Origin of the sequence: Escherichia sp. GZ89 (genome assembly GCF_019366485.1) — a bacterium.
Classification (GTDB): domain Bacteria; phylum Pseudomonadota; class Gammaproteobacteria; order Enterobacterales; family Enterobacteriaceae; genus Escherichia; species Escherichia fergusonii.
The window spans coordinates 67176-93106 of record NZ_JAEOHX010000001.1 but is presented as its reverse complement, the minus strand read 5'-3'; the positions used below and the strand labels follow the sequence as shown (position 1 = coordinate 93106).

The window sequence follows — 25931 nt, the reverse complement described above, 5'->3', positions numbered from 1 at the left end:
GCTACCAGTGCCGTGCTGGCCCGGTATCAATATGCACAAAGTTACTACGTGGGTAATATCCTACACCACCTGCGCGCATAGATAACGCGGCTTTGCGAATATTGCTTAACGCGATGCCTTCAATATGGAAATCCATCGCCTGCCCTTTAGTGTGATAGCTTTTCTTCGCTACTCCACGGCTGTGGGCGCGTAATTCATTGTTGGTATCAATAGAGCGATAACCGGAAATGAGTTGCACCGGTTTGCGGGTGCCTAACAACCCTTGCAGGCGATACAACTGGTCAAATAATCCTGGGTCGATGGACTTTATTTTGTTCGCGCGGTAATCGCGGAAAAAATGGTTTAGTTTTGCCAATTCTTCCTGAATATAGCCTCTGCCATCGAAAAACTCCGCTTTGATTGACTCTCCGGTATGGAGATTATTGAGTGTCAAAATGCGCGGGCGTGGGGTAGAGAGTGTCGCAAATGCAGGAGCAGCAGGCAGGATGGCAGCACCAAGTGCAACACCACCCAGCGCCAACAATTTGCGGCGATTAGCGTCGAATTTGTCCATGATAATCAAGTCTACAGGTCAATGTTATCGTTTATATGCACTTCTGGCGCACAAGAGGCACCTTAACCGCCAGTAAAGCTGACGTCAAGGCGACTCTCCCCCAGCAGTGACGGGGGCTACAGAGAATCGCCCCAATCATGCTAATTATTACGACAACTAATTTTCCCGAACTACTTCATTTACCTGATTAATTGTTCCGCTTTTGAGACAATTTGCGAGCTGGATCGCGCAGGCAGATCATAATTGTAAATATCTGTACGATATTGGGTGCGTCCATCAGCTCCCACGAATGCCGTCAGATAGTAAAGATTAACCGGGATGGTCTGACGGATGTTGACATATCGGGTATCACCTTGCTTAAGCGCATCGGAGATACGTTTGTCATTCCAGCCAGCATCCTGCAACAGCATATTCGCCAGTTCAGATGCCTTATTTACCCGCACACAACCGGAACTGAGTGCCCGGGTATCCCGTTTGAACAGATTGTGGTTAGGCGTGTCATGCAGATAAATAGCATCTGTACTTGGCATGTTGAATTTATAACGCCCCAGTGAATTGCGTGCGCCAGGCGCTTGCTGGAAACGAAACGGCAGATTCGAGGCTGTAATTGTTGACCAGTCAACTTGCCATGGATCAATGGCCTCTTTACTGTTCCAGCCACGCATTACTGTATAACCATGGCTTTCGAGGTAACCAGGATCATTACGCACTTTTGGCAGAATATCTTTGCGTGCCAGTGTTGGCGGTACGTTCCACGGTGGGTTCACTACCACGTTGTTAAGGGCACTGCTCATCATCGGCGTTTTGCGGTCAGGACGACCAACAATTACCCTCGAGTCCAGCACCTGATTGCCGTCCTGGTAATAAACCAGCGAATAAGCCGGAATGTTAACCATGATACCGGTAGAAAGTTCTGCGGGCAGTAAACGCAATCGCTGAATATTAAGCGCCAGGACACCCGCACGTTGTGCAGGAGTGACATTCAACCAGTCACGTGTTGCCGGGCCAATTGCACCATCTGCGCCCAATCCTTGCCACGCCTGAAAACGCTTAACGGCCTCCACCAGCTCCTTATCATAGGCGGCCCGAACTGCAGGAGCTGCTTTTTTGCGTGGTTCGGTTTGTTTGTCTAACGGTTTTGTCTCTGACGTTTCAACAGCCACCGCCGATGGACTTACCACAGCCTCTGCTGGGGTTTCATCTCCTGGCAATGCTATCTTCGGGCCACCTTCCAGCATACCTGTACGCTGCAATATCTCTCGCAATGCCGGTACGTCGTTACTCCACTGACCGGGGCGCAGCGTTGTTTTCCCCGTGAGCTGTGGCCACGGTTTGGTGTCAGCCAACAAGGTCAACAGTGATTCATGCATTGCAGTATATTGCGGATGTTTTGGTGCCAGACCTGCAACGAATGCGGGCAATTGCCCGTTATCCAGTGCTACCTGCCACTGATTTATCACCGACAGAGGCGGCGTCGCTAAAGCATATGGTTTGCTACTGTAAAGCCAGCGCGTGCCTTTTACCGGAATATTCGCGGTAAAATGGAGATACCCCATCATCGCATCCGAGAGCACAACATCACGTGCTATCCCTTTCACTTCAAGATTCGTCAGTAGCTCCACCCACTTGTTAAATTGTGGCTGAAATCCTGCTATTGCCACTTCAGCCAGTTGTTGCTGAAAGGCTTTCACCGCTTCACGGTTTTCCCACATCGGCTGCATATCACGCGCAGCATATAACAACTCAAGCTGGTTGCGATAAACCGGCTTATAGTCTGCGGGTAATTGAGATTCGATTTGTGTACGGGCTTTCTCCGCCGCACCTTCTGGTAGCGGTTGAAGCCCCGCCATCATCGCCGTGGCTTGCGCCTGCGGCTGGACATCGCCCTGTTCGGTAATAGCAATTGTGCTGTCACCTGGGATCATTTCAGGCTCATCGGCCTGCGCACTAAACAGTGGAGCGAATGTTACGGCCAGGCATAAACTCATTGCCGACAGCCGACGACCACGTATTGTATTAAGCAACATCCCTTGCCCCCTGTTGTAATCATACTCAGAAACAGCCGAATCGCTTGTTCGGTTGGCGATCCACATAAGCCAGTACTACACGAAGTATGACGAGTAAGCCTGAATCACTCGTCAGGCTTCTTATAAGTATATAAACACCGAAATGTTTTTGCCCGACCTAATGTAAAGAAGTTTAAGGAAATTGCATCATTTGATGAGACTTTTCGGAAAAGAAGAAGGCGGCTTTGCAGCCGCCTGAGGATTTAGCTTGCTTCAGAAGGCGCATCCACCGTGCCTGGAAGCGTTTCAGGGAGTTGCGGTGTAAAACCACGCAGACCGACTACGTGAACGTGTTCGGTATTCTGGAAGACTTTACGCACCAGTTTATAGGTGGTGCCTTTTTCCGGGCTGATATTTTCCGGCGCTGCGATGATGAGCTGCATTTGCAAACGCTCACACAATTCAAACAGCGTGGCGATGGAACGGGCATCCAGTCGCGCTGCTTCATCAAGGAACAGCAGACGGCAAGGAGAGATATCTTTACCGCGCAAGCGGCGAGATTCATCTTCCCAACTCTGTACCACCATCACCAGAATCGACATACCGGTACCAATAGCCTCACCGGTCGACAATGCACCAGATTCCGCGCGCAACCAGCCATCGGAACCACGGTTAACCTCAACTTCCATTTCAAGATAGTTGCGGTAATCCAGCAGTTCTTCACCGATGGTCTGCGGCGTGCGCTGCCCCATATCAATCTGCGGATTAAGGCGCTGATACAGTTTCGCCAGCGCTTCCGAGAAGGTCAGACGGTTGCTGTTAAACAGATCCTGATGTTGCTCGTGCTGTTCAGAGAGCACATCCAGCAGCATGGCGTGCGTTTCACGCACGTTCACGTTGAGGCGCACGCTGTTCACCTGACCGAACGATACGTTCTGCAAGCCCTGGTTGAGCATACGGATACGGTTCTGCTCGCGCTGAATAGTTTTACGGATGATGTTCGCCACGCTGCGGGAACTGATCGCCAGTTTCTGTTCGCGGGACGTTAACTCCTCGGTCAGACGGCTAAGTTCGATCTCCATCTGTTCGATAGCTTCCACCGGATCATCGGTACGAATAATATCCTGACGAATACGTTCACGCAGATGCTGATAAACCGCCACGAAGAACTGAATTTTACGCTCCGGACGTTTTGGATCTTCTGACAAACGCAGCACGTCGCGCAGATGTTCATTATCCGCCACCGCCAGACGCAGCGCGCCTAACGCCTTATCCGACATGGAACGCAAATCATCAGCGGAGAGATAAGCCAGCTCACGACGGTGTAAGCGGCGCTCAACGCCGTTATCTTTCACCATGCGCATGACTGCACACCAGCCCGCTTTCGCGGTCACTACCTGCTCGCGCATCTCAAAGTAATCACGCTCCAGCTTGCGCAGTTTGCGGGTCAGGTTGTCCATCTCCGCTTCGCAGAAGGTAAGCGCTTTTTCCAGTTGGTTGCGACGTGCACGGTTATTGCTCAGTTGCGCGTGCAGCTCGTCACGGCGAATACGTGCCCGCTCTTCTGCCCCGCTATCAGCACGCACGCCGATATCCTGCAATTCACGTTGCAGATCGTTGAGTAGCTCTTTTTTGGTGTCATACGAACTTTTCAGCGAAGCCAGTACCTGATTGTACTGACTTAACTGCGCGGCGTGTCCGCGCAACGCTTCACGAGCGCGGGTACGCTCCGCTTCCGCCTGTTCCAGACGTTCACGCAGTTTTTCGTTGAGATCGCTGTTACCGCTAAGCATTTCTGCCGAGTCAGAGTAGCTAAAGTGCGCACGACGCTGCACCACTTCCGTCAGGGCAAACGCCTGCTGACGGGCATCGCGCTGCATCTGCTGAGAGTACGCGTAATCTTCTTTTAACTGTTCGAACTGTTCCGGGTCGCTCTGCAATACCGAAACGATCGGTTCCAGTTTCGCCAGTTGATTGCCAAACTGCTGAACAAAACGCGCGGCTTCCTGGGCTTCATCCAGACGTTCGCGGATTTCATCGACGCGATCCGCCAGGCTGTCATCAGCCAGCAGGTTAAGACGCGGCAGAATGCGGTTCAGCGCCGTAACGCCCTCTTTCGCCTGCTCAAACTGAATACGCTGCTGCTGGTTATCATTTTCATGATTACTCAACGCCCGCTCCAGTTCGACGCGACGGCTGTTCAGTTGACGGATTTCTGCTTCCGGGTCAGACTCAAACGCCACCGCCAGATGACTACCTATAAAGCGGCTGAACGCCTGATGCAGACGCTGGGTTTTCTGTACATCAAAAGAGAGTGTGGCGAAGCGTTCGGAAAGCACTTCACGTTCGGCATGGAGGCTTTCGATGCGGCTTTCGCGAGCAGCACGACCAAACAGCGGCACTTCCGGGAAACGTGAATAACGCCACTGACGATCGGCGATTTTCACCACTACCGCTTTTTCCAGCTCATCAACGCTGAACACGCTGTCATCGAATGACTGCGGATCCCCTTCGATCAGATAGAGATCTTCCGGGCAATCGGTCAAGCCTTCCAGGTGTTCGGTTACCTGTGACAGATCTGGCACCACGATGGCGTGGCGTGACGGGCCATACAGCGCTGAGAAGTACGGCGCATCTTCCAGGCTAACGTCGTCATAAATTTCTGACAGCAGCACACCACCAAAACGCTCTGCCAGCGCGTTCAGACGCTGATCTTCAGAGCCGCCAGGCTGGCTTAAACGTTCGATCTCTTCATCGACGGCGTTTTTGCGTGCGCCAACTTCGTCACGTTCAACAATCGCTTCGCGCTCACGCTCAAGCAACTGTTGCAGATATTCGGTGACGTCCTGGCTGGAGGAGAACGCTTCACCGCACTGTTCGCTCAACTGGTTGAGACTGTTTTGCGCGGCCAGCCAAACCGGCGCACGCTGCATCAAACTCTGAATGCGAGACTGCAGCTGTTCCTGCTCCTGACGCAGTGCCATACGCTCTTCGCGGGCGTTAGAAACACTGTCGGAAAGAGAGGCAATGCGCGCTTCCAGCTCCTGATGCAGGGCTTCCAGTTCGTCGATATCAAAATTCTTGCCCTGACGTTTGCAGAAATCTGCCAACAGACGCTCAGCTTCTTGCTGCTCGCGCAGACGCTGTTCCAGTTCGCTTAAGCGCATCCGCAACGGCTGAACCTGCTCTGCCAGGTGACGCTGATCGACCCCTTCGCGCAATAGTTCGCGGGCGACATCCCACGCCTCGTTACGCGCCAGCGGGCCGTTGATTGCGACCACCAGCTGATAAGCCTGTTCAAACTGGCTGTGCGCGGTTTGCGCCATGCTCATTTTCTGCTCAAGAGAGAGCATTTTTTCAGTCGCTTCCAGCTCTTTCGCCTGAAAGGTTTCCAGCCATTCGGCGGCGCTGTCGGCGGTTAAGTCCGGCAGATGGCACAGTTCTTTGGCACGATTAAGCGCAGCAATCGCCTGGTTGTACTGGATCGCGCGCGTTTGCTGGACGTCCAGCGCCTGCTGGTAGTCAGCAAGCTGGCTTTTCAGCTCGTCCACTTCCAGCTCGGCAGCTTCCGCACGAGCCTCGTTCTCTTCCTGGCGCTCGATGGCTTCTGCCACCACTTCGTTTTGCTCTTCCAGGCGGACCTGCAACTCATCAAGATCCGCTTCGTAGCGTTCAATCTTTTCCTGCTGACGCAGTGCGGTTTGCACCAGGTTCAGGTGATCGCTGGCCGCCTGATAATCCGCTTCCAGATCGCCTTCGGCACCGTTGTGCTCTGCCAGTTCACGCGCCATATCGACGTGTTTGTACTGCTCAGCCGCCAGTTGCTGACGCGAAGTGTGAAGCTCACGACGAAACTCCAGCGCTTTATCCAGGTGAACACGGCGCTCGTTGGCGTGGCGCATGTAGTCCGCCGCCACGTAGTTGGTAGCTTCGCTGATCAGATGCTTGAACAAGTCACGGTCAGACTGGGTAACACGAATCGCTTCCAGCGTCATACGGTTTTCACGCAGCGCCGCTTCCATGTCCTGGAACGCTTTACGCACACCGCTATTTTCTGGCAACAGGTAGTCGCGCAGAGAACGGGTAATGGCGCTGGAGATCCCGCCATACAGCGAAGCTTCAATCAGACGATAGAATTTACTACGATCAGACGCTGAGCGCAGACGACGTGCGATGATGCCCAGATCGAACATCAGCGAGTGGTAATCGGTAATGGAGTTGAACTGTTTAAACTGCACGCCTTCCATCGCCTCGAGCTTGTCTTTCAGCTCGTTAAGCGGGAGCACGCGCGCCTGACGTTCATTCAGGGTTTCGGTCACCAGTTGTGTCGGCTGCACCGACATCGGCAAGCCCTGAATGGCAAATGGTTTGATATCCACTTTACGATCGCGCCCGGCAACCTGTTGCAGACGCACACCGACCACCACGCGCTGGTGGCGCGAGTTAATGGTGTCGAGCATCGAATAACAGACACCCGCTTTCAGCTTACCGTGCAGACCTTTATCGCGCGAACCGCTGGTGGCCCCGGCCTCCGTGGTGTTACGGAAATGCAGCAGGGTCAGGTCGGGAATGAGCGCCGTCACAAACGCCGCCATCGTGGTGGATTTACCCGCACCGTTACCGCCGGAAAGCGTCGTGACCAGCTCATCCAGGTCAAAGGTGCGAGCAAAAAAACCGTTCCAGTTAATCAGCGTCAGTGAGCGAAATTTACCGCGTTCAATCATTATTCTTCCTCTCCGCTATCTGGCTGATTCTCTTGGGTTTCATCGTTGAGTTGCAGATGATTTTCAATCGGCATTGCTTCGCCATCACGAATCAGGCGACGCTGTGCTTCACGGGGATCGTCGCCAGCACGCACATCGGCTCCGAAGCGGAACACCGATTCGGTAATGCGGAACTTACTGCTGTCATGGCCCATAAACCACACCATGCCTAAGCGACGCAGACGGTTGAGCGAAGAGCGTACTTTTTCCTGCAACTTCTGCCGGTCAACGTCTGAACCAGTAGAACGATTGTTCACCAGTTTCAGCAATTTTGCTTCATCGGCCAGGGTGAGCAGTTCGTCGTACAATTCCTGCTGGGTGAAAATCCCCTCATTCGCCAGCCGTTCCGGACTGAGATAGAGATAACAGAGGATTTTCCCGACCATCATATCCAGTTCTGACAAGACGGAACGTGGGATCAGCGTGGTGGAACGTGGGCGTAAATAGAAGAACCCCTCCGGTGCGCGAATAAGCTCAACGTTATAACGCGCGTAAAACTCTTCCAGATATTCCTGAAAATCCATCAGGAATGCATGATTATCCAGTTCGTCAAGGCCAATATGACGGCCTGAACGTAAGGCGCTATCCAGCGCCGGAAATAACGGATTCGCCAGTGCCTGCGCCAGCTTAACCGGCATCACTTGTTCAATATTTGTCGATGACATGCGCCTGTACCTTGGCTCCGTAATCATTAATCGGCTGCCATTTCGCTGGCAGTCCGGTGAAATCTGCTTGCGCTACGCCAAGGCGTACCGCCTGATCAATAACAATACGCGCAACGTCAAAGTGACGCGCACGCGGATACTGCGCCAGATATTCGCGTACCACCAGACCAAGATCCAGCGGCACTTGTCTGGTTTTGTACACGGCAAGTTGTTCTTCGATGATCGCCGCCAGCTGTTCGCGGATCTCATTAAACTCTTCGTACTCCAGATCCTCAGGAAGTTCCCCAGTCACTTCTTCATCGCGCAGTGCCATCTCTTCGTCACGCATATCCAGCAGACGATCGGCATTGGCATAAGTTAGCGCCCACGGCTCATCAAAATAGGTTTGAACCGACTGACGTAACCGCTGAGCAAAGACGCGATTTTTATCCATATCGATAGCGGTACGAATAAATTTGTGTACGTGGCGGTCGTAGCCAATCCATAAGTCGATGGATTGCTGGCCCCAGCTGATAATACGGTCGAGCTTGCTTTGCAGATCGAACACCAGACGATCGACAAAATGCAGGTCGTCATGAGTCATCGTCGCATCCTGAATGCGTAACAGATTAGCCTGCAATTTATCACCTGCCGCTTCCAGCGTATCCTGCAATTCACGCAGCGTTCCGGAAGTTTCCGAAAGCAACAATTCGCAGCTGGAAATCGCCGCCCGCCAGTCTTTGTTCAGCAACTGGGCGATATCATCTTTCACCTGCTGCTGCTGTTCGTCCATCAGACGTTGCGTCAGGTCGATGCTGTCGAAAATTTCTGCTACCGAATATTTCAGTGGCGCATAGACATTACGGTGCCAGTGAAACTCATCACCGCCCTCTTCGGCGGCATCTGCTGCGCGTTTAAGCTCACCCGCCACAATCGACAACTGCATAGAAAGGCGCAACGTAGAAAACTCGCGTTGACGGATGTAGTAATCGGTAATACCGATGCCAAGCGGCGTCAGACGGTAAATTGCGTTCCCTTCAGCCTGCTCGCTGGTAAAGCGGTTCAGCAGACGTTGACGCACCATGTCGTTGATCGCGTTGTTGGCGCGCACGCCGATGGTTTCGCTGGTTTGCTCAAACGCATCACTCACATGGCGGAATGCATCCACCAGCTCGCCTTCACTCATCTCACCATCCAGACGCTCGCCGTTCAGCGTGGCAACCGCCAGCAGAAAAGAGAGTCGGTCTACCGGCAGCGAGATGGAGAAGTCATTTTTTCTGGCCCAGGCAACCAGTTCGGGGACTGTCTGGGAAAATTCACTCATACTTTATCCTTGCTCTGCGGTTTGCGCGCGGTGACATGAATATAACGCCCCAGGGTAATATACGGTTCCTGACGGCAATAACGCGTTTCTAATTCAAGTAATGCTTCATAGCAGTCGCGCTGCTGGTGCTTCTCTCGCAGATAATCATGAAACACGCGAACGCCTGTCTTACCCATAATTTGCCAACCAGCTTCTTCCAGCCACAGATAAACCTGCGCCGGGTCGCGTGGATAATCTGGCGAAAGCGTCCGTTTTTTCTTTTTCGGCATTCCCGCCTGCACGTAATCAAAATTCCCTGCAACCATGTTATGCATCAGCAAGCCGTGCGCATTGTAGAACATTAACGACAACACACCGCCTGGACGTAACACTGACCACAGGGTCTGCAATACGCTGCGGGGATCGGCCACCCACTCGAGCACCGCATGGAACAATATCAGATCAACGGGCGTTTCCAAATGCGAAGCAACATCCTGAGCGGCGCAATGTATAAATTGCATGTTGTCGCTCACACCTTTTGCTTCTGCCGCCTGTTTTGCGCGGTCGATCATCTGCGCTGAAAGATCGCATAAAATGACCTGATGCCCACGCTCGGCCATTTTGATTGCGGTCTGCCCTTCTCCACCGCCAGCATCCAGCACACGCAGTTTTTGCGAGCCCATTTCCGCCAGCACGCGATCGAGATCCTGCCACAGAATAGCCTGTCGAAGCTGCCCTTTGGTGGTGCCGTAAATGTTACGGGAAAACTTTTCCGCAATATCATCAAAATTGCGATCCTGCATTGCTTTCTCCACCGGTTGGCTAAGACGTTTTCTGATAAAGACGCTATTTTGTCACAGCCACGGCGAGAATGAACCCGTCTGGTGTAATATCGCTGGCGATCCCTTGCTATATGGTCAAAAAAGGAACCAGAAAGGATGCTTTTTACACTGAAAAAAGTGATTGGCGGTATGCTGCTGCCACTTCCGCTGATGTTGTTGATTATTGGCGCTGGCCTGGCGCTGCTGTGGTTTAGCCGTTTTCAAAAAACGGGGAAGATTTTCATTAGTATTGGGTGGCTGGCGCTCTTGTTATTGAGTTTGCAACCGGTAGCCGACCGCCTGCTGCGTCCCATCGAAAGCACCTATCCGACATGGAATAATTCGCAAAAAGTGGACTATATCGTGGTGCTCGGAGGTGGTTATACCTGGAACCCACAATGGGCACCGAGCTCGAATTTAATCAATAACAGTCTGCCACGCCTGAATGAAGGTATCCGCTTATGGCGCGAAAATCCGGGATCAAAACTGATCTTCACGGGAGGCGTAGCAAAAACCAATACGGTGAGTACAGCCGAAGTAGGTGCCCGAGTTGCGCAATCGCTGGGCGTGCCGCGCGAGCAAATTATCACTCTGGATTTGCCAAAAGATACCGAAGAAGAAGCTGCGGCAGTGAAACAGGCAATTGGTGACGCCCCTTTCCTGCTGGTGACCTCCGCATCACATCTGCCGCGGGCGATGATCTTTTTTCAGCAGGAAGGGTTAAATCCGCTGCCAGCCCCGGCGAACCAGTTGGCCATCGACTCGCCGCTTAATCCGTGGGAACGCGCAATCCCTTCTCCAGTCTGGTTAATGCATAGCGATCGTGTTGGCTATGAAACGCTTGGCCGCATCTGGCAGTGGTTGAAAGGTTCGTCAGGCGAGCCACGGCAAGAGTGATTTTGATGCCAGATCGAAGTTGCGCCGACTAAATCGTCCGGTATTAACCAGTTGCGCAACTTCATCCCATAACACATACAACCAACGCCGCCAGATGAACGACTCCGCCACTGGCGCGTGTTGCAAATAACACCAGAGTAAATCTTCAGCCATTGGATTATCCATCAGACGAAATAATTCATATTCTCGGGGTGCCCAGAGCATTAATCCTGGGCCGACCATCGCCAAAAGCTGATCGCTACGGGAATCTTTTAGCATACTGCGTAAACAGAAGTTACCGTGAATCAGCACACAATTGTCGTTAAAGCCTTCGAATAATGCCGGTAAACATTCACGTGTCCGAAATAATATCCGTTTATCCTGCATGGTAAGCCCGGTATTACTGAACTGCCCCAGGGTAGTCCACAGCGTGTCAATTCGCTGGCGATACCATGAGGGCCAGATATTTTCCTGAGTATTATCCACGGCACCAACGCAACCACGGCTATCCTGTCGATGCCAGGCCAGTAACCCTTCAACAATCTGATCTTTTAATTGTTGCCAACGCTCTGGAGTTCGTGCGGGAGCTTCGACTGAAACGCCCTCCAGGCGCTCCAGCAACAGAACATCCGGCCCTGGATGGTCTTCGTGAGTCATCACGCCATAGATAGTTGGCATACGAACAGTACCGCCGCGAGCCAACATGGTAGTCTTCCAGGCAAGTTGGCGTGCGACGCCGGTTGTCGAAAAGCTTCGCGCCATTAACGGCACCGGGTTTCCCTGACTGTCATACAATGACCACAGAGTTGTGTCTGCTTTTTCATTCACACACTCTATACGACTCAATCTTTCGCCTAGTAAATGGCTTAATTCGGCACGCAGCTGTTCCATTCAGATAACCCTCATAAAAGCTACTGCTTTTATAATGAGCGCCAGAAAGAAATATGTCACATGAATGAGATCAATTATCGAAAGGATAAATTAAGGAAATTCGTAAGGGTTCGACACTCCTCTCATAATTAATCGGAGTGTCGTAGCAGGTGTTAGCGCATTTCAGCGCGTACACGTTCCAGATCTTCAGCGGTATCTACGCCTGTTCCCGGCACTTGTTCAGCAACGGCAACATGAATCTTTTCGCCATACCACAGCACTCGAAGCTGTTCGAGCATCTCAATATGCTCCAGTGGGCTTGGCTGCCAGTTAACATAACGGCGGATAAAACCAGCACGGTATCCATAAATTCCCAGATGACGCAGGAAGTTATCACCAACAGTTTCCAGACCTTTGGCAAAACGGTCGCGATCCCACGGAATGGTGGCACGAGAGAAATACAGCGCATACCCTTCAGAATCAAGAACGACTTTTACCACATTTGGATTAAATGCTTCTTCCGCGCTATGAACAGGAGCTGCCAGCGTTGCCATTCCCACCTGGCGTTGAGCAAGGTTCTCTGCCACCTGACGAATAATAACCGCAGGTATCATCGGCTCATCGCCCTGAACATTGACGATGACCGTATCGTCGCTGAATCCACATTTTTCGACAACTTCAGCCAGCCGTTCAGTACCCGATTGATGATCAGCTCGCGTCATACAAACTTCACCGCCAGCTGCTTCAACAGCACGAGCGACATCTTCATGGTCAGTAGCCACAATGATACGCTCTGCTCCTGATTCACGCGCACGTTCCAGTACATGCACAATCATTGGCTTCCCATTGATATCCAGCAGCGGTTTACCTGGCAAGCGAGTAGAGGCAAAACGCGCCGGGATAATCACCACGAAACTCATGATTGGCTCTCCTCGCTGGTGAGTACCCGAGCTTCTGTTTCCAGCAAAACTGGAATGCCGTCACGTAATGGAAACGCCAGTTTATCCAGTTTGCATATGAGTTCTTGTTTTTCCTGGTTATACCAAAGTTTGCCGTTGCAAACCGGGCAGGCGATGATTTCAAGCAGACGATGATCCATTATTCCTCCGGAGGAGATCGAAAAGTGAATTTACAAATCTTACCATATTCAATTACGAGGCAGGGTCTATTTCCCAACCCTGACGGCAATCAGCGAACAAATCTCGTGGGCAATTTCCGAGTGTAATGCGATTCGCCAACTGCCACCGTGCAAAATCAGAAATAGCCTGATGCACGCCTTTTTGTAACATTGCTCCAGATTTGACGCCTTCCTGCAAATACAGTGAGATAACATCCAATACCCCGTTCTTGCGATGCATTTTGGCGTCCATTCGTCCTACCAGTTGTCCGCGATGCAGCAAAGGTAGCACGAAATAACCATAGTGACGTTTCGTGGCTGGTGTGTAGCACTCAAGGCGATAGCTAAAATCAAAAAGTTGTTCAGCTCTCTTACGATCCCAAACGACAGGATCAAAGGGGGAAAGGACCGCACTATGGGTCGCGACGAGCTTGCCAGCTCCTACTAACTCAAGAAGAGGCCGCATTTCAGCATGTAGCCACATTGGGCCTAAATGCTCGACACTCACCGGGATAATTTGCTGCTGTTCTGCTCTTATTTCTCGCCACATCTTAATGTTTGGGCGTTTCAGGCGGTAATAGTCTGCCAACCATTGTTCCCGGAAAATCCCAAGGCTCCTTGCACTATTGTCCAGCATAAGCAGCTCCGCCTCTTCCTGAGAAAGGAGATCACGTTCATCATCCCAATGTGGCATAACGCGATCTGTTAAATCATATACTCGCTGAAATTTACGCCTTTCAACCACCATGACTTTGCCTGCTGTAAATAGCCCTTCAAGATGGCGTTTATGCGGTTTCCATTCCCACCAGCCGGTCGTTCCTTTTTGCGGATGTTCAAAATCAGCAGCACGTACGGGGCCATGCAACTGAATATGCTGGATTAATTGCTCAATCTCCGCCACATGCGCTTTCATCCAGGTATCTTTGTATTTCCAGCCCATCTTTTCAGGCATAAGCATGCGGTGGCGAATTAAATGAAAATCACTGCGAGGCAGAAAACAAGCCTCATGGGCCCAGTATTCCATCAGTTCGCCATTTAGAAGGGATTCATCCAGCCACTCTGGTTGGTACTGACCAAGGCGGCTGAAAAGCACCAGATAAGGACTACGAGCAACAACATTGATAGTGTCGATTTGCAGCAAAGACATGCGTGAAATGATCGCTGGAATATCGGCTGGTTGCGCACGACGACGAGGTTTTTTTAGCATCCCCTGCGCAGCAAGATGGAGATTACGGGCATCTGTAAGGGTAAGGTGCTGCAGCGACATTTATGACCTCGTCAATCAAGTGCCGCCACAGCGTTACTATTCACCTGAAGCCAGCGAAATAAGTTTTGCAAGAAGTTGCTCTGGTTCATGCCCCGCAAATCGGGCATCTACTGGGAGATACCACCAATTATCTTCCGCAAATGCACGACATTTTACGGCATCTTTTTCGGTCATGACCAATGTTTGCCCACTGTTCAACAATGCGCAAACATCTGAGTGCGTAAGTGACTGGTGATCGGCCAACGGTACACATTTTTCCGGGTTAACGCCGCACATTTTCAGCGTGGCGAAAAAGCGCGGCGGGTGCCCTATTCCAGCCATTGCAACGACATGCGTAAGTTTGGCTATATCGCAGCGGGTGCCAGTACGTAAATTAACAGCCTGCCCTGGAGCAAGATGCATTGGGATTTCACCGCTGCGTGGTACACCACCGTTAACGATCACAGTATCTACAGTTTTTAACCGCCCGGCACGCTCTCGCATTGGTCCGGCTGGTAACCACCAGCCATTACCGAAGCGACGTACACCATCAATCACCACAACTTCAACATCACGCGCCAGTCGATAATGCTGAAGCCCATCGTCGGTTACGATAATCTGCATATCAGGATGTTGTGTCAGAATCGCTTTTACTGCATCGCTGCGAACAGGTGAAACGGCAACAGGAGCACCTGTACGCTGATAAATCAGTACTGGCTCATCGCCAGCTTGTGCGGTAGTAGTATCGTCACTAAGCAAAAGTGGATATGACTCAGCTTTACCACCGTAACCGCGAGACACCACACCGACCCGAACGCCACGTTGTTGCAGTTGCTCTACCAGCCAAATAACAACTGGCGTTTTACCATTACCACCCGCGGTAAGATTCCCCACCACCACCACAGGAACAGGCGCGCGCCAGGCACGCTTTAATCCTAATTTATAGCACAGGCGAATCAGACCACTCACCAGGCCATACAGCCAGGAGAGTGGTAATAACAACCGCCACAAGGGCGATTCACCGGACCAGATACGTTCAATCATTGGCCAAATTGCATTTTATGCAGTTGCGCATAGACACCACGATGCGCCAGCAAATCACTATGCGTACCGCGCTCAACAATTACACCATCTTCAACCACAACAATTTCATCGGCCTGCTCAATGGTAGACAAACGGTGGGCAATAACCAGTGAGGTGCGGTTTTTCTGCAGTTCATCCAGTGCTGCCTGAATAGCTCGTTCGGATTCAGTATCGAGTGCCGACGTTGCTTCGTCGAGAATCAGGATCGGACTGTCACGCAGTAAGGCTCGTGCAATGGCGATACGTTGACGCTGCCCCCCGGAAAGCAGTACACCGTTTTCACCAATCACAGTATCAAGGCCATTGTCCATTTTGTTGATAAAGTCCATAGCGTAGGCCATACGGGCCGCTTCTTCGATCTGCTCCCGGCTGTAATGCTCTGTTCGCGCATATGCAATATTGTTGGCAACCGTGTCATTAAACAGATGCACATTCTGGGAAACTAACGCAACCTGATTACGCAACGAGGCCAGTTTGTATTCACGTAGGTCATGGCCATCCATCAGGATCTCACCTTCGTCAATGTCATAGAAGCGTGTTATCAGGCTGGCGATAGTGGATTTGCCCGAACCAGAACGCCCAACCAGTGCAACCGTTTTACCTGCCGGGATTTTAAGGTTGATGTTACGTAATGCAGGTACATCACGCCCAGGATAAGTAAAGGTTACATTACGGAATTCAATATCACCGGTCGCGCGCTCAATCTCACGTTTACCTTCGTCTTTTTCTTGTTCACTATCGAGGATAGTAAACAGCGTCTGACAAGCCGCCATACCGCGCTGGAACTGAGCGTTGACGTTAGTCAGCGACTTCAACGGACGCATCAACGCAATCATTGAAGAGAAGACGACAGTGATGGTACCTGCCGTCAGGCTGTCCATCACACTTGGGAAACTTGCAGCATAGAGAACAAAAGCGAGTGCCAGAGATGCGATCAGCTGAATGATCGGATCAGAAATGGAAGAGGCAGACACCATCTTCATCCCTTGCAAACGCATTTTGTTGCTGACTTTATCAAAACGCTTCGTTTCTACTTCCTGGCCACCAAAAATCAGCACTTCTTTGTGACCTTTCAGCATCTGTTCTGCGCTGGTTGTCACCTGCCCCATGGTGTTCTGCATATTTTTGCTGATGCTACGAAAACGTTTCGACACAACACGAATCGCAATCGAGACAATCGGAGCCAGCACAATCAAAATGATCGACAACTGCCAGCTGTAATAGAACATCATGGCAAACAGACCAATGATAGATGCGCCTTCGCGTACAACAGTAATCAGTGCACCAGAAGATGATGACGCTACCTGCTCAGAATCATAAGTGATACGAGAGAGCAACGTCCCGGTAGATTGTTTATCAAAGAATGAAACGGGCATCCCCATCATATGTCCGAACAGACGGCGACGCATGGTCATAACCACTTTGCCGGAAACCCAGGAGATACAGTAGCTGGAGATATAGCTGGTGATACCACGTAAAATCATCAGTCCGATCACCACCAGTGGCATCCATACCAGTACGGAGCGATCAGTTTTACCGAAGCCATCATCCAGCAGCGGCTTAAGCAGCGATAACATAAAGGTATCGCTGGCTGCGTTGAGGATTAACGCTATGCCCGCCACGATCAGACCCGCTTTAAAAGGCGCAATGGTTGGCCACAGTCGGCGGAATGTCTGCCACGTAGAGAGATCTTTGTCGTTATGCATTCAAAAAACCAGCATTTGTTGAAATAGCCGCATATTCTACCCGTTATCCTCTGACACGCCAAACCACTGATGATACCAACGCGGTAAAATTTGTTCCCTCATACTGCTTATCTGCCAACTTTGCGGAGAAAAATCGACCGTTATTTGCCCAGAATGGGGCGTATCTAACCATTGGTATTCTTGTTTCAGATATCGCTGTTTTACTTTCCACGAAGGCAGACGCCACGCGTTATAGCGCGACGCTGATGCCAGTGCGACAGAGCCATTTACCCGTTGAAGCAAAGGCAGAGTTGAGGATGTATTACTACCATGATGGGGCACCTGAATAATTGTCGCCGCCAGGTACTGCCAATAGTGACTAAGCATTTTTTGTTCAGCTGGAGCCTCGATATCGCCAGTCAACAAGATGCTCTGCTTGCCGTCATCTATTTTGACTACACAAGAGCGATTATTCCCCTGCTCCGAATCAACCTTGAGTGGCCAGTGCGCGGAGAAGTTAAGTCCCTGCCACTGCCACGTTTCACCACGTATACAGGGAAGATGACTCTGCCATCCGAGTGGACTTCTGACCCACATTTCTGGCCAGATTTTTAACAAAGAATCCAATCCTCCACGATGATCAAGATGCTCGTGGCTGAGAATGATGCCTTCAGGCTGTAAGTTATGCCAACGTAGCCAGGGAATGATGAGTTGTTGCCCACTATCGCCTCCTGGCCACGCAAGCCCCGTATCATAGAGAATAGCTTTGCCGTTTCGCTCAATCACCATTGCCAGCCCCTGCCCTACATCGAGCATATGCACTTGCCATATATCAATACGTGGAGCTCTCCATAGCGGCCAACTTAGAAGGATTATTCCTGATAAACATAAAAACGGAACTGCTCTCCAGGCATTAAGCCGCCATATCAACAAACCAGGCCACGGAGAAAATGCCAACCATCGCCATTGCTCGCTGATATTTACCCAACCACCAGGAAGTAACTCCAGTGCCCGGAATAATATTGCCAGTGAGTAGTCGGCTAAATACCAGAGCCCCTGCTCAAGCACTTGTGGTCCGGTAAGGTGTATCACCATACCCGCCAGGATAAGGGGCACAGAGATAAAAGTAACCAGCGGGACAGCAAATAAATTGGCTATCAATGAACTGAGACTGAGACCATGAAAAATAACTATCTGAACAGGTAACAATAAAAGCGTGATACCAATTTGCAAATGCACCAGAGAAACGAAAGGGCGAAGTAAACGTGGTAATGATAGCGAGGGCAATGGGCACCATTGATACCAAAAAATGAGCGCCGCAACTGCAAAAGCGGAGAGCCACAGACTATCGGAAAGTATCGCTATCGGATCGGTTATTAAAATTGCTGCAAGGCAGCATAGCCAGACGTCCCATCCGCTCCATTGACGGCCACTTATTTTAAGCATTCCCCAGACGGTTAAAGCAACAACGGTACGTAAGGCCGGTGGTTGCATACCTGTCAGCCAGGCATAAAAAATAGCACAGCCTACCCCGCCTATGAGAGGAACTTGCCAGAAAATACGTTGGGCTGGCAATAAAAACTGCATTCCCCGGATAATCCCTGCCGCGAGAACTGCGGCAAAAGCAATATGCAATCCAGAAATAGCCATCAGATGGGCCGTTCCGGTATCACGCATAATGCGCTTGATCTCCTGAGGGATTGATAAACGTTCTCCCATCCCCAGGCCTAAAATAACCGGTTTCCATAAATAATTAGCCAAAGTCTGAGTTATCGAAGCCAGATACTCAGCACGTAAGCTACAACGCGCATCTATCGCAGTTGCGTTAAGAAATCGCCCAGTGAGAGGTTGATGTTGAGCCAGCGCATATCGTTGGCTGTCAAAACCACCATCATTTAGTTGCCCATGCACTGCACGGACTTTTAATTTCATCAACCAGCGTTGGCCTGCACAGACTTCACCCGGCAGATATTGACCATACAAAACAATGCCAGGCGCAGGGAATACGCGTTTCCCTGACAGATGGGTAATCTGACCATAATGGGTTGTCATATGATCAGTACCAGTAATAAGAACCTGGGCTTCCTGTATCGCAGTCGGTAAAACTTCAGAAGGCCATGTGATTTGTTTGGCAGCCAGAATCCCCCACAGAAAAAAGAGCAAAGTCAGAGCCAAATAGCGCAGCGGTTGTCGTGGAATTAAAGCCAGCACGCATGCAGTAACAAAAAGAATCGCTATGACAGGGAAGCCAGGTAATGTTGGTAATAAGGTTAGCGGGAAAATACCGAATAAGACGCAAATGCTAATAGATGTAATTTTCACTGCACACCTCCATGTTGCGGGTAGTGTGCGAGTAATTTGAGACGGCGTCAGTTACGGGTTTTATTATTTTCGAGAGGCTTTCAGCACAATTTACTTATGTCATGTAATATGCAGGCAGAAATGCGAGGCTACTTCCAGAAGTCGGATACAGACAATAAAAAAGCACCACTTAGGTGCTTTTCGCGATTAAGTTTTTTAAAACTCAACCGTAAATATTGGCGCGATCGCGCAGTTCTTTACCTGGCTTAAAGTGCGGCACATATTTGCCTTCAAGTTCAACTTTATCACCAGTTTTTGGGTTACGTCCGGTGCGAGGTGCGCGGTAGTGCAAAGAGAAACTGCCGAAACCGCGGATTTCAATACGCTCGCCCTGCGCAAGAGTCGAGGCCATATGCTCCAGCATCTCTTTAACGGCATCTTCAACCACTTTGGCAGGAATATGCGATTGCTGGGTTGCAAGTCTTTCAATCAATTCTGACTTGGTCATGTTTCCTCCGGTTCCTTAAAGGCAAATTTAGCGGCTGCTGTTGTTGCATTGATTAAGGGCGGCCGTAGCCGCCCTTAGTGCTTGATTACAGGACGAAACCTGCAATCTGTCAAGTAAACTCAACAAACTTCGGGATAAAAATCCCGAAGAGTCAGAGAATTACTCGCCTTTAGCTGCTTTGAAAGCTTCAGCCATTGCATTGTTAGAGAAGTTTGCATCTTCCTGTTTGTTAACAGTTGCGATTGCATCTTTCTCGTCAGCTTCGTCTTTCGCACGAACAGACAGGCTGATTGCGCGGTTTTTACGATCAACGCCGGTGAATTTAGCTTCAACTTCGTCGCCAACGCTCAGAACCAGGGTAGCGTCTTCAACGCGGTCACGGGATGCTTCAGAAGCACGCAGGTAACCTTCAACGCCGTCAGCCAGTTCTACGGTTGCGCCTTTAGCGTCAACTGCAGTTACTTTACCGGTCACAATAGCGCCTTTCTTGTTCAGAGCAACCCAGTTGTTGAACGGATCTTCTGCGAGCTGCTTAACGCCCAGGGAGATACGTTCACGTTCTGCATCAACCTGCAGTACAACTGCTGCGATTTCGTCGCCTTTTTTGTATTCACGAACTGCTTCTTCGCCTGCAACGTTCCAGGAGATGTCAGACAGGTGAACCAGGCCGTCGATACCGCCGTCCAGCCCGATGAAGATACCGAAGTCAGTGATAGACTTGATTTTACCTTCAACACGGTCGCCCTTGTTGTGGGTTTCCGCGAACTGCTGCCATGGGTTAGATTTGCACTGCTTCAGACCCAGGGAGATACGACGACGTTCTTCGTCGATATCCAGAACCATCACTTCCACTACATCGCCAACGTTAACAACTTTGGACGGGTGGATGTTTTTGTTGGTCCAATCCATTTCGGAAACGTGTACCAGGCCTTCAACGCCTTCTTCGATTTCAACGAAGCAGCCGTAGTCGGTCAGGTTGGTCACGCGACCGGTCAGTTTGGTACCTTCCGGATAACGTTTAGCGATAGCTACCCACGGATCTTCGCCCAGTTGTTTCAGGCCCAGAGATACACGGGTACGTTCGCGGTCGAACTTCAGCACTTTAACAGTGATTTCGTCGCCAACGTTTACGATTTCGCTCGGATGTTTAACGCGTTTCCACGCCATGTCGGTGATGTGCAGCAGACCGTCAACACCACCCAGATCAACGAATGCACCGTAGTCAGTGAGGTTCTTAACGATACCTTTAACTTCCATGCCTTCCTGCAGGTTTTCCAGCAGCTGATCGCGTTCTGCACTGTTTTCAGACTCAATAACAGCACGACGAGAAACAACAACGTTGTTACGCTTCTGGTCCAGCTTGATTACTTTGAATTCAAGCTCTTTGCCTTCCAGGTGCAGGGTGTCACGAACCGGACGAACGTCTACCAGAGAACCTGGCAGGAACGCACGAATACCGTTCAGCTCAACAGTGAAGCCGCCCTTGACTTTGCCATTGATTACACCAGTAACGGTTGCTGCTTCTTCGTAAGCTTTTTCCAGCATCAGCCACGCTTCGTGACGTTTTGCTTTCTCACGAGACAGCAGGGTTTCACCGAAACCGTCTTCTACTGCATCCAGAGCAACGTCAACTTCGTCACCAACCTGGATTTCAATTTCGCCCTGGGCGTTTTTGAACTGCTCAGCCGGAATGGCAGACTCAGATTTCAGACCAGCGTCAACCAGTACTACGTCTTTGTCGATAGCAACAACAACACCACGAACGATAGAACCCGGGCGGGTTTCGATTTCTTTTAAGGACTCTTCAAAGAGTTGAGCAAAAGATTCAGTCATGTTTAATCTTCAGGTTTATATTTAACGTCCACCTGGCTCCGTGCCGGATGGGGTTGTTTAACATACCCGCTGTCATTCCATTGCAACGGGGGTACTGCAAATTCGGTCGCTTATGCGAGAGCCAGTTTTTGGCGCGCGTATTGTAACGCTTTTTCAATCACTTGCTCAATGCTTAAGGTGGTTGAATCTAACACTAAAGCATCAGCCGCCGGAACCAGAGGGGCTACCGCTCGATTACGATCACGGTCATCACGCTCTTTGATCTCGGCCAAAAGGCGTTCAAAGTTAACACTAAAGCCTTTCTCCTGCAACTGTAGCATGCGACGATGCGCACGTTCTTCAGAGGAGGCATCAAGGAATATTTTTACTGGCGCATCAGGAAAAACCACCGTTCCCATGTCACGCCCGTCGGCAATCAGTCCGGGCAGTTCGCGAAACGCGCGCTGACGACGCAATAAAGCTTCACGAACACGAGGAAAAGCAGCAACTTGTGATGCTGCATTCGCCACTTCTTGTGTTCTGATTTCTCCGCTGACGTCTTCTCCTTCGAGGATAACTTCCAGATTGCCGTTAGTTGAAATAAAGCGCACATCAAGATGGGAAGCCAGCGGTACCAGTGCGTCTTCCGATGCAACATCGACATGGTGATGTAAGGCAGCCAATGCCAGTACACGATAGATCGCTCCTGAATCCAACAGATGCCATTGCAATGCTTCCGCCATTGCCTTGCACAAGGTGCCTTTTCCTGCACCGCTTGGGCCATCAATGGTAATTACCGGGGCAATTGCCGTCATCTTCATCTCCTTAAAACAGGCGTACCGTTAACATAAACGCGGCGCATTATACGCGCCCTTGCCAGCAATCGTTAACGCTGTGTGCAAAATACGGAATGATTGAAGCTGATTGTAGAATAAATAAACAACGCAGGAGTCACGAGAACGAAAATCACCGCATCGGATGATGCGGTGGTAAGGCTGAGTTTATGCACTAATGCGAGCCAACTGCTCAAAATAGTCCGGGAACGTTTTGGCGGTACATTTAGGATCCAAAATTGTCACTGGCGTATCTGACAAGGCGACAAGCGAAAAACACATCGCCATTCGGTGATCGTTATAAGTCGCGATCTCGGCAAATTTCAGTTTTTCCAGTGGAGTGATACGAATAAAATCGTGCCCCTCTTCTACTTCCGCACCGACTTTACGCAGTTCTGTTGCCATCGCAAACAGGCGATCAGTCTCTTTAACACGCCAGTTATAGATATTGCGCAGCGTGGTGGTGCCTTTTGCAAATAACGCCGTCGTGGCAATGGTCATCGCCGCATCGGGAATATGGTTCATATCCATATCAATGCCGTTCAGTTCACCGCGTGTGCAGGATATATAATCGTCGCCCCAGCTAATGGTCGCGCCCATTTTTTCCAGTACGTCAGCAAAGTGAATATCGCCTTGCATACTATTGCGTCCAATGCCCGTCACTTTTACCGTACCACCTTTGATCGCTGCCGCAGCAAGAAAGTAAGAAGCCGAAGATGCATCCCCTTCCACTAAATAGCTGCCCGGTGACTGATAAGATTGACCACCTTTCACCACAAATTGTTGATAGCGCTGATTTTCAACTTCAACACCAAACGTTTTCATCAGGTTGAGGGTGATATCGATATAAGGTTTAGAAACCAGATCACCTTTAATACGAATAACTGTATCTTCCGGCGCAAGCGGCGCAGTCATTAATAGTGCGGTGAGGAATTGACTGGAAACGGAACCATCAACGTCAACGTTGCCACCAGTAAAGCCGCCCTGTAAACGCAGCGGTGGATAATTTTCTTGCTCCAGGTAAGTGATTCCCGCTCCGCCCTGGCGCAACGCATCTACAAGATGACCAATCGGCCGTTCTTTCATGCGCGGTTCACCGGTCAGAACAATATCATTGCTACCCAGACAAAGAGCTGCCGCCAGCGGACGCATTGCCGTTCCGGCATTACCGAGGAACAACTCCAGTGCACTCTCTGCGTGTAATGGACCACCGTTACCGATGATCTCGCAACGTGTACGATCGGTAGAAAGCGAATAGCTTACCCCTAATGCCTTTAACGCATTAAGCATATGGCGAACATCATCGCTATCCAGCAGATTAGTTAATACTGTTTTACCGTGTGCCAAAGCCGCCAGCAATAAAGCGCGGTTAGAAACGCTCTTGGAACCGGGCAGATTAATAGTGCCATCGACACGGGCGATGGGTTGTAACGTCAGGGATTCCATGAACTTAACTCTCAACGACAGAAACAAAAACCCACAGCATAACTGTGGGTAATAATAAGAATAGATGCCTTAACCGTGGCGACGTTCGAAATCAGCCATAAAATCAGTCAGGGCTATGACACCTTCCAGAAGCATTGCGTTATAAATTGACGCACGCATACCGCCGACCACGCGATGCCCTTTCAGCGCATGCAGCCCCGCAGCGAAAGACTCTTCGAGGAACAGTTTATCGAGAGCATTGTCCGCCAACTGGAACGGCACGTTCATCCGAGAACGGTTAGCTTTCGCTACGTCATTACGGTAAAAATCGCTGTTATCAATGGCGCCGTAAAGCAGCTCCGCTTTCTGCTGATTGATTTTATCCATTGCAGCCACCCCACCATTCGCTTTCAGCCATTTGAAGACCAGGCCAGATAAGTACCAGGCAAACGTCGGCGGCGTGTTAAACATGGAGTCGTTATCGTTGAGGATGGAATAATCCAGAATCGACGGACACGCGATATTCGCTTTACCCAGCAAGTCTTCACGCACAATGACAATTGTCAGACCAGCTGGGCCGATATTTTTCTGCGCGCCAGCATAGATCACGCCGTAACGGCTCACATCGATTGGACGAGAAAGAATGGTTGATGAGAAATCGGCAGCGACAACCACTTCGTTACCGAAGTCTGGCGTTTCGTCAATGGCGATACCATCAATAGTTTCATTCGGGCAATAGTGCAGGTAAGCTGCGTTATCAGAAAGTTGCCATTCACGCATTGGCTTCACCGCGCGCAGACCGTCAACGGTTACTTTGGCGTCAAACACATTTGGCGTGCAATATTTTTTCGCTTCTTTGATAGCGCTTGCCGCCCAGTAGCCCGCATCAACATAATCTGCGGTAGTCTTATCACCAAGTATATTCAGTGGCACCGCCGCAAATTGCCCACGGCCACCACCATGGCAAAAGAGTACTTTATAGTTTGAAGGAACGTTTAACAGCTCGCGGAAATCGTGCTCTGCTTCTTCTGCGACTTTGATAAATTCTTTGCCACGGTGGCTAATTTCCATAACGGATGTACCAAGACCATTCCAGTCACACAACTCTTGTTGCGCCTGCTTGAGCACATCTGCCGGAAGCATTGCCGGGCCTGAACTAAAATTGAATACCTGAGCCATTTCCCCTCACCACGTTTCATTTTTAATACCCGACAAAGTGAACGTCGGGTATAAGTTATTCCTGTGGCTATTGGTTTTATCATTCAGCGACACGCCTCGCAACGGGTAATACTGGCGACAATAAAAATGAGCACTTCGTCACGCAACATAATCTTTCGGAATTTTAAATAAAAAAGGGGATTTAACCTGTCAGGTCACCCGTTTCGCCCGGCTTGCCTTCGTCCATTCTGGATTTGCACAGCGCGGACATAATTGTTTTTCCCCCGCGTTCATATGAATGATTTCACTGCAACGGATGCAGGCATAGTCCGCCGACTCCGGTACCACTTTGTAACGCTGAGTACAGTCACTGGGTAAAATAAGTAAACCCGGTTTCACCTTGTCATCTTCAAAGAAATAGACACTGATTTGCCCGTTGGTTTCGAGAATCGCCAGACGTACCTGCCCCAACTGCTCCACTCCACGCAGTCGCAGCTCCATAAAGAACTCAAATTCCGTCATGTTGGAGTTATTAAGTTTCGACCAGGCCAGCTCACCATCCTCAATAATGACAATCGGCTTGCCTTCCAGAAGATCCTCCAGTTTTTCACTGTGCGCCATCAACCACATTACCAGGCGGTATAACAACGCCAGAGTAATAAAGACGATAAGTACCGGGACCATCGGCACATCATCATAAAACGCCACATCTCCCGCCGCTGACCCCAGCGTCAGAATGATTAACACTTCAAAAAGCGACATCTGCCGCACACCGCGTCTTCCGGTCATTTTGAGGAATAAAAAGACCAGTACAAAGGTATAAAGACTACGTAGTGCAACTTCGCCAAGGAAATCAAAAGGCACTTTATCAAATGCCATACGGTGGAGATCGAACGCCTTCATTTTTATGCTCTTATCGTGGTTTAT

Annotated in this window: 20 protein-coding genes; 1 reads left to right on the top strand and 19 read right to left on the bottom strand. The window is 50.4% G+C overall.

Translation table 11 applies throughout. The features are described 5' to 3' along the window. Position 1: 1 nt before the first annotated feature. The 6 genes from K0335_RS00445 to cmoM form a co-directional block, all read right to left on the bottom strand. A complete protein-coding gene (locus K0335_RS00445; protein WP_002431619.1) occupies positions 2–553 on the bottom strand; it encodes a YcbK family protein in 552 nt (183 codons plus the stop codon). 179 nt (positions 554–732) lie between these two features. After that, positions 733–2580, bottom strand: a complete 1848-nt coding sequence (gene ldtD / locus K0335_RS00440; RefSeq protein ID WP_104919622.1) for a L,D-transpeptidase — start codon at positions 2578–2580, stop codon at positions 733–735. 242 nt (positions 2581–2822) lie between these two features. Further along, positions 2823–7283: a chromosome partition protein MukB gene (mukB, locus tag K0335_RS00435; protein WP_104919621.1), complete on the bottom strand. Its 4461-nt coding sequence runs from the start codon at positions 7281–7283 to the stop codon at positions 2823–2825. Continuing rightward, entirely contained in the window at positions 7283–7987 is a 705-nt protein-coding gene (mukE, locus tag K0335_RS00430; protein ID WP_024256410.1) for a chromosome partition protein MukE, read from the bottom strand. Before mukE ends, mukB begins: the two co-directional genes overlap by 1 nt. Then, a complete protein-coding gene (mukF, locus tag K0335_RS00425; protein WP_001288847.1) occupies positions 7968–9290 on the bottom strand; it encodes a chromosome partition protein MukF in 1323 nt (440 codons plus the stop codon). Before mukF ends, mukE begins: the two co-directional genes overlap by 20 nt. Further along, positions 9287–10072: a tRNA uridine 5-oxyacetic acid(34) methyltransferase CmoM gene (gene cmoM / locus K0335_RS00420; protein WP_001360537.1), complete on the bottom strand. Its 786-nt coding sequence runs from the start codon at positions 10070–10072 to the stop codon at positions 9287–9289. The genes mukF and cmoM overlap by 4 nt, the downstream gene beginning before the upstream one ends. A gap of 135 nt (positions 10073–10207) precedes the next feature. On the opposite strand from cmoM, the gene elyC reads away from it, so the two are divergent. After that, positions 10208–10987 (top strand): envelope biogenesis factor ElyC, encoded by a 780-nt coding sequence (elyC, locus tag K0335_RS00415; protein WP_000899542.1) that lies wholly within the window; start codon positions 10208–10210, stop codon positions 10985–10987. On the opposite strand, the gene K0335_RS00410 is transcribed toward elyC, so the two are convergent. The 13 genes from K0335_RS00410 to K0335_RS00350 all read right to left on the bottom strand — a co-directional run bounded on the left by K0335_RS00410 (position 10964) and on the right by K0335_RS00350 (position 25907). Next, positions 10964–11857: a YcbJ family phosphotransferase gene (locus K0335_RS00410; protein ID WP_000436940.1), complete on the bottom strand. Its 894-nt coding sequence runs from the start codon at positions 11855–11857 to the stop codon at positions 10964–10966. The genes elyC and K0335_RS00410 overlap by 24 nt on opposite strands. A 152-nt stretch (positions 11858–12009) precedes the next feature. Next, positions 12010–12756 carry a 3-deoxy-manno-octulosonate cytidylyltransferase gene (gene kdsB / locus K0335_RS00405; RefSeq protein WP_000011564.1) on the bottom strand — a complete coding sequence of 249 codons (747 nt, stop codon included), beginning with the start codon at positions 12754–12756 and terminating at the stop codon, positions 12010–12012. Next, positions 12753–12935: a protein YcaR gene (ycaR, locus tag K0335_RS00400; RefSeq protein ID WP_000350053.1), complete on the bottom strand. Its 183-nt coding sequence runs from the start codon at positions 12933–12935 to the stop codon at positions 12753–12755. Before ycaR ends, kdsB begins: the two co-directional genes overlap by 4 nt. Before the next feature lie 52 nt (positions 12936–12987). Beyond that, on the bottom strand, positions 12988–14220 hold the full coding sequence (locus tag K0335_RS00395) for a winged helix-turn-helix domain-containing protein (protein ID WP_000058082.1): 1233 nt from the start codon (positions 14218–14220) through the stop codon (positions 12988–12990). 36 nt (positions 14221–14256) lie between these two features. Continuing rightward, positions 14257–15243 (bottom strand): tetraacyldisaccharide 4'-kinase, encoded by a 987-nt coding sequence (lpxK, locus tag K0335_RS00390; protein ID WP_000572825.1) that lies wholly within the window; start codon positions 15241–15243, stop codon positions 14257–14259. After that, entirely contained in the window at positions 15240–16988 is a 1749-nt protein-coding gene (msbA, locus tag K0335_RS00385; protein WP_000551253.1) for a lipid A ABC transporter ATP-binding protein/permease MsbA, read from the bottom strand. The genes lpxK and msbA overlap by 4 nt, the downstream gene beginning before the upstream one ends. Before the next feature lie 36 nt (positions 16989–17024). Next, the gene (locus K0335_RS00380; RefSeq protein WP_104919619.1) at positions 17025–19289 is read right to left on the bottom strand and encodes a ComEC family protein; all 2265 of its coding nucleotides are present in this window, start codon (positions 19287–19289) and stop codon (positions 17025–17027) included. Positions 19290–19491: 202 nt separating this feature from the next. Then, a complete protein-coding gene (gene ihfB / locus K0335_RS00375; RefSeq protein ID WP_000167338.1) occupies positions 19492–19776 on the bottom strand; it encodes an integration host factor subunit beta in 285 nt (94 codons plus the stop codon). Between the two features lie 159 nt (positions 19777–19935). Beyond that, positions 19936–21609: a 30S ribosomal protein S1 gene (rpsA, locus tag K0335_RS00370; RefSeq protein ID WP_000140320.1), complete on the bottom strand. Its 1674-nt coding sequence runs from the start codon at positions 21607–21609 to the stop codon at positions 19936–19938. Positions 21610–21719: 110 nt separating this feature from the next. Further along, positions 21720–22403 carry a (d)CMP kinase gene (gene cmk / locus K0335_RS00365; protein ID WP_000125009.1) on the bottom strand — a complete coding sequence of 228 codons (684 nt, stop codon included), beginning with the start codon at positions 22401–22403 and terminating at the stop codon, positions 21720–21722. Positions 22404–22589: 186 nt separating this feature from the next. Beyond that, positions 22590–23867 carry a 3-phosphoshikimate 1-carboxyvinyltransferase gene (gene aroA / locus K0335_RS00360; protein WP_104919618.1) on the bottom strand — a complete coding sequence of 426 codons (1278 nt, stop codon included), beginning with the start codon at positions 23865–23867 and terminating at the stop codon, positions 22590–22592. 69 nt (positions 23868–23936) lie between these two features. After that, positions 23937–25025, bottom strand: coding sequence for a 3-phosphoserine/phosphohydroxythreonine transaminase (gene serC / locus K0335_RS00355; RefSeq protein ID WP_219393685.1), 1089 nt, complete (start codon positions 25023–25025; stop codon positions 23937–23939). Between the two features lie 189 nt (positions 25026–25214). Beyond that, complete coding sequence (locus tag K0335_RS00350; RefSeq protein ID WP_160193982.1) at positions 25215–25907, bottom strand: DUF421 domain-containing protein; 693 nt, start codon at positions 25905–25907, stop codon at positions 25215–25217. Between the last annotated feature and the right edge of the window lie 24 nt (positions 25908–25931).

Coding starts and splice junctions, on each gene's coding strand:
- mukE (WP_024256410.1), bottom strand. CDS start 7,987: ATGTCATCGACAAATATTGAACAAGTGATGCCGGTTAAGCTGGCGCAG.
- elyC (WP_000899542.1), top strand. CDS start 10,208: ATGCTTTTTACACTGAAAAAAGTGATTGGCGGTATGCTGCTGCCACTT.
- mukB (WP_104919621.1), bottom strand. CDS start 7,283: ATGATTGAACGCGGTAAATTTCGCTCACTGACGCTGATTAACTGGAAC.
- K0335_RS00410 (WP_000436940.1), bottom strand. CDS start 11,857: ATGGAACAGCTGCGTGCCGAATTAAGCCATTTACTAGGCGAAAGATTG.
- ldtD (WP_104919622.1), bottom strand. CDS start 2,580: ATGTTGCTTAATACAATACGTGGTCGTCGGCTGTCGGCAATGAGTTTA.
- cmk (WP_000125009.1), bottom strand. CDS start 22,403: ATGACGGCAATTGCCCCGGTAATTACCATTGATGGCCCAAGCGGTGCA.
- mukF (WP_001288847.1), bottom strand. CDS start 9,290: ATGAGTGAATTTTCCCAGACAGTCCCCGAACTGGTTGCCTGGGCCAGA.
- aroA (WP_104919618.1), bottom strand. CDS start 23,867: ATGGAATCCCTGACGTTACAACCCATCGCCCGTGTCGATGGCACTATT.
- ycaR (WP_000350053.1), bottom strand. CDS start 12,935: ATGGATCATCGTCTGCTTGAAATCATCGCCTGCCCGGTTTGCAACGGC.
- K0335_RS00395 (WP_000058082.1), bottom strand. CDS start 14,220: ATGTCGCTGCAGCACCTTACCCTTACAGATGCCCGTAATCTCCATCTT.
- ihfB (WP_000167338.1), bottom strand. CDS start 19,776: ATGACCAAGTCAGAATTGATTGAAAGACTTGCAACCCAGCAATCGCAT.
- cmoM (WP_001360537.1), bottom strand. CDS start 10,072: ATGCAGGATCGCAATTTTGATGATATTGCGGAAAAGTTTTCCCGTAAC.
- rpsA (WP_000140320.1), bottom strand. CDS start 21,609: ATGACTGAATCTTTTGCTCAACTCTTTGAAGAGTCCTTAAAAGAAATC.
- lpxK (WP_000572825.1), bottom strand. CDS start 15,243: ATGATTGAACGTATCTGGTCCGGTGAATCGCCCTTGTGGCGGTTGTTA.
- msbA (WP_000551253.1), bottom strand. CDS start 16,988: ATGCATAACGACAAAGATCTCTCTACGTGGCAGACATTCCGCCGACTG.
- K0335_RS00445 (WP_002431619.1), bottom strand. CDS start 553: ATGGACAAATTCGACGCTAATCGCCGCAAATTGTTGGCGCTGGGTGGT.
- K0335_RS00350 (WP_160193982.1), bottom strand. CDS start 25,907: ATGAAGGCGTTCGATCTCCACCGTATGGCATTTGATAAAGTGCCTTTT.
- serC (WP_219393685.1), bottom strand. CDS start 25,025: ATGGCTCAGGTATTCAATTTTAGTTCAGGCCCGGCAATGCTTCCGGCA.
- kdsB (WP_000011564.1), bottom strand. CDS start 12,756: ATGAGTTTCGTGGTGATTATCCCGGCGCGTTTTGCCTCTACTCGCTTG.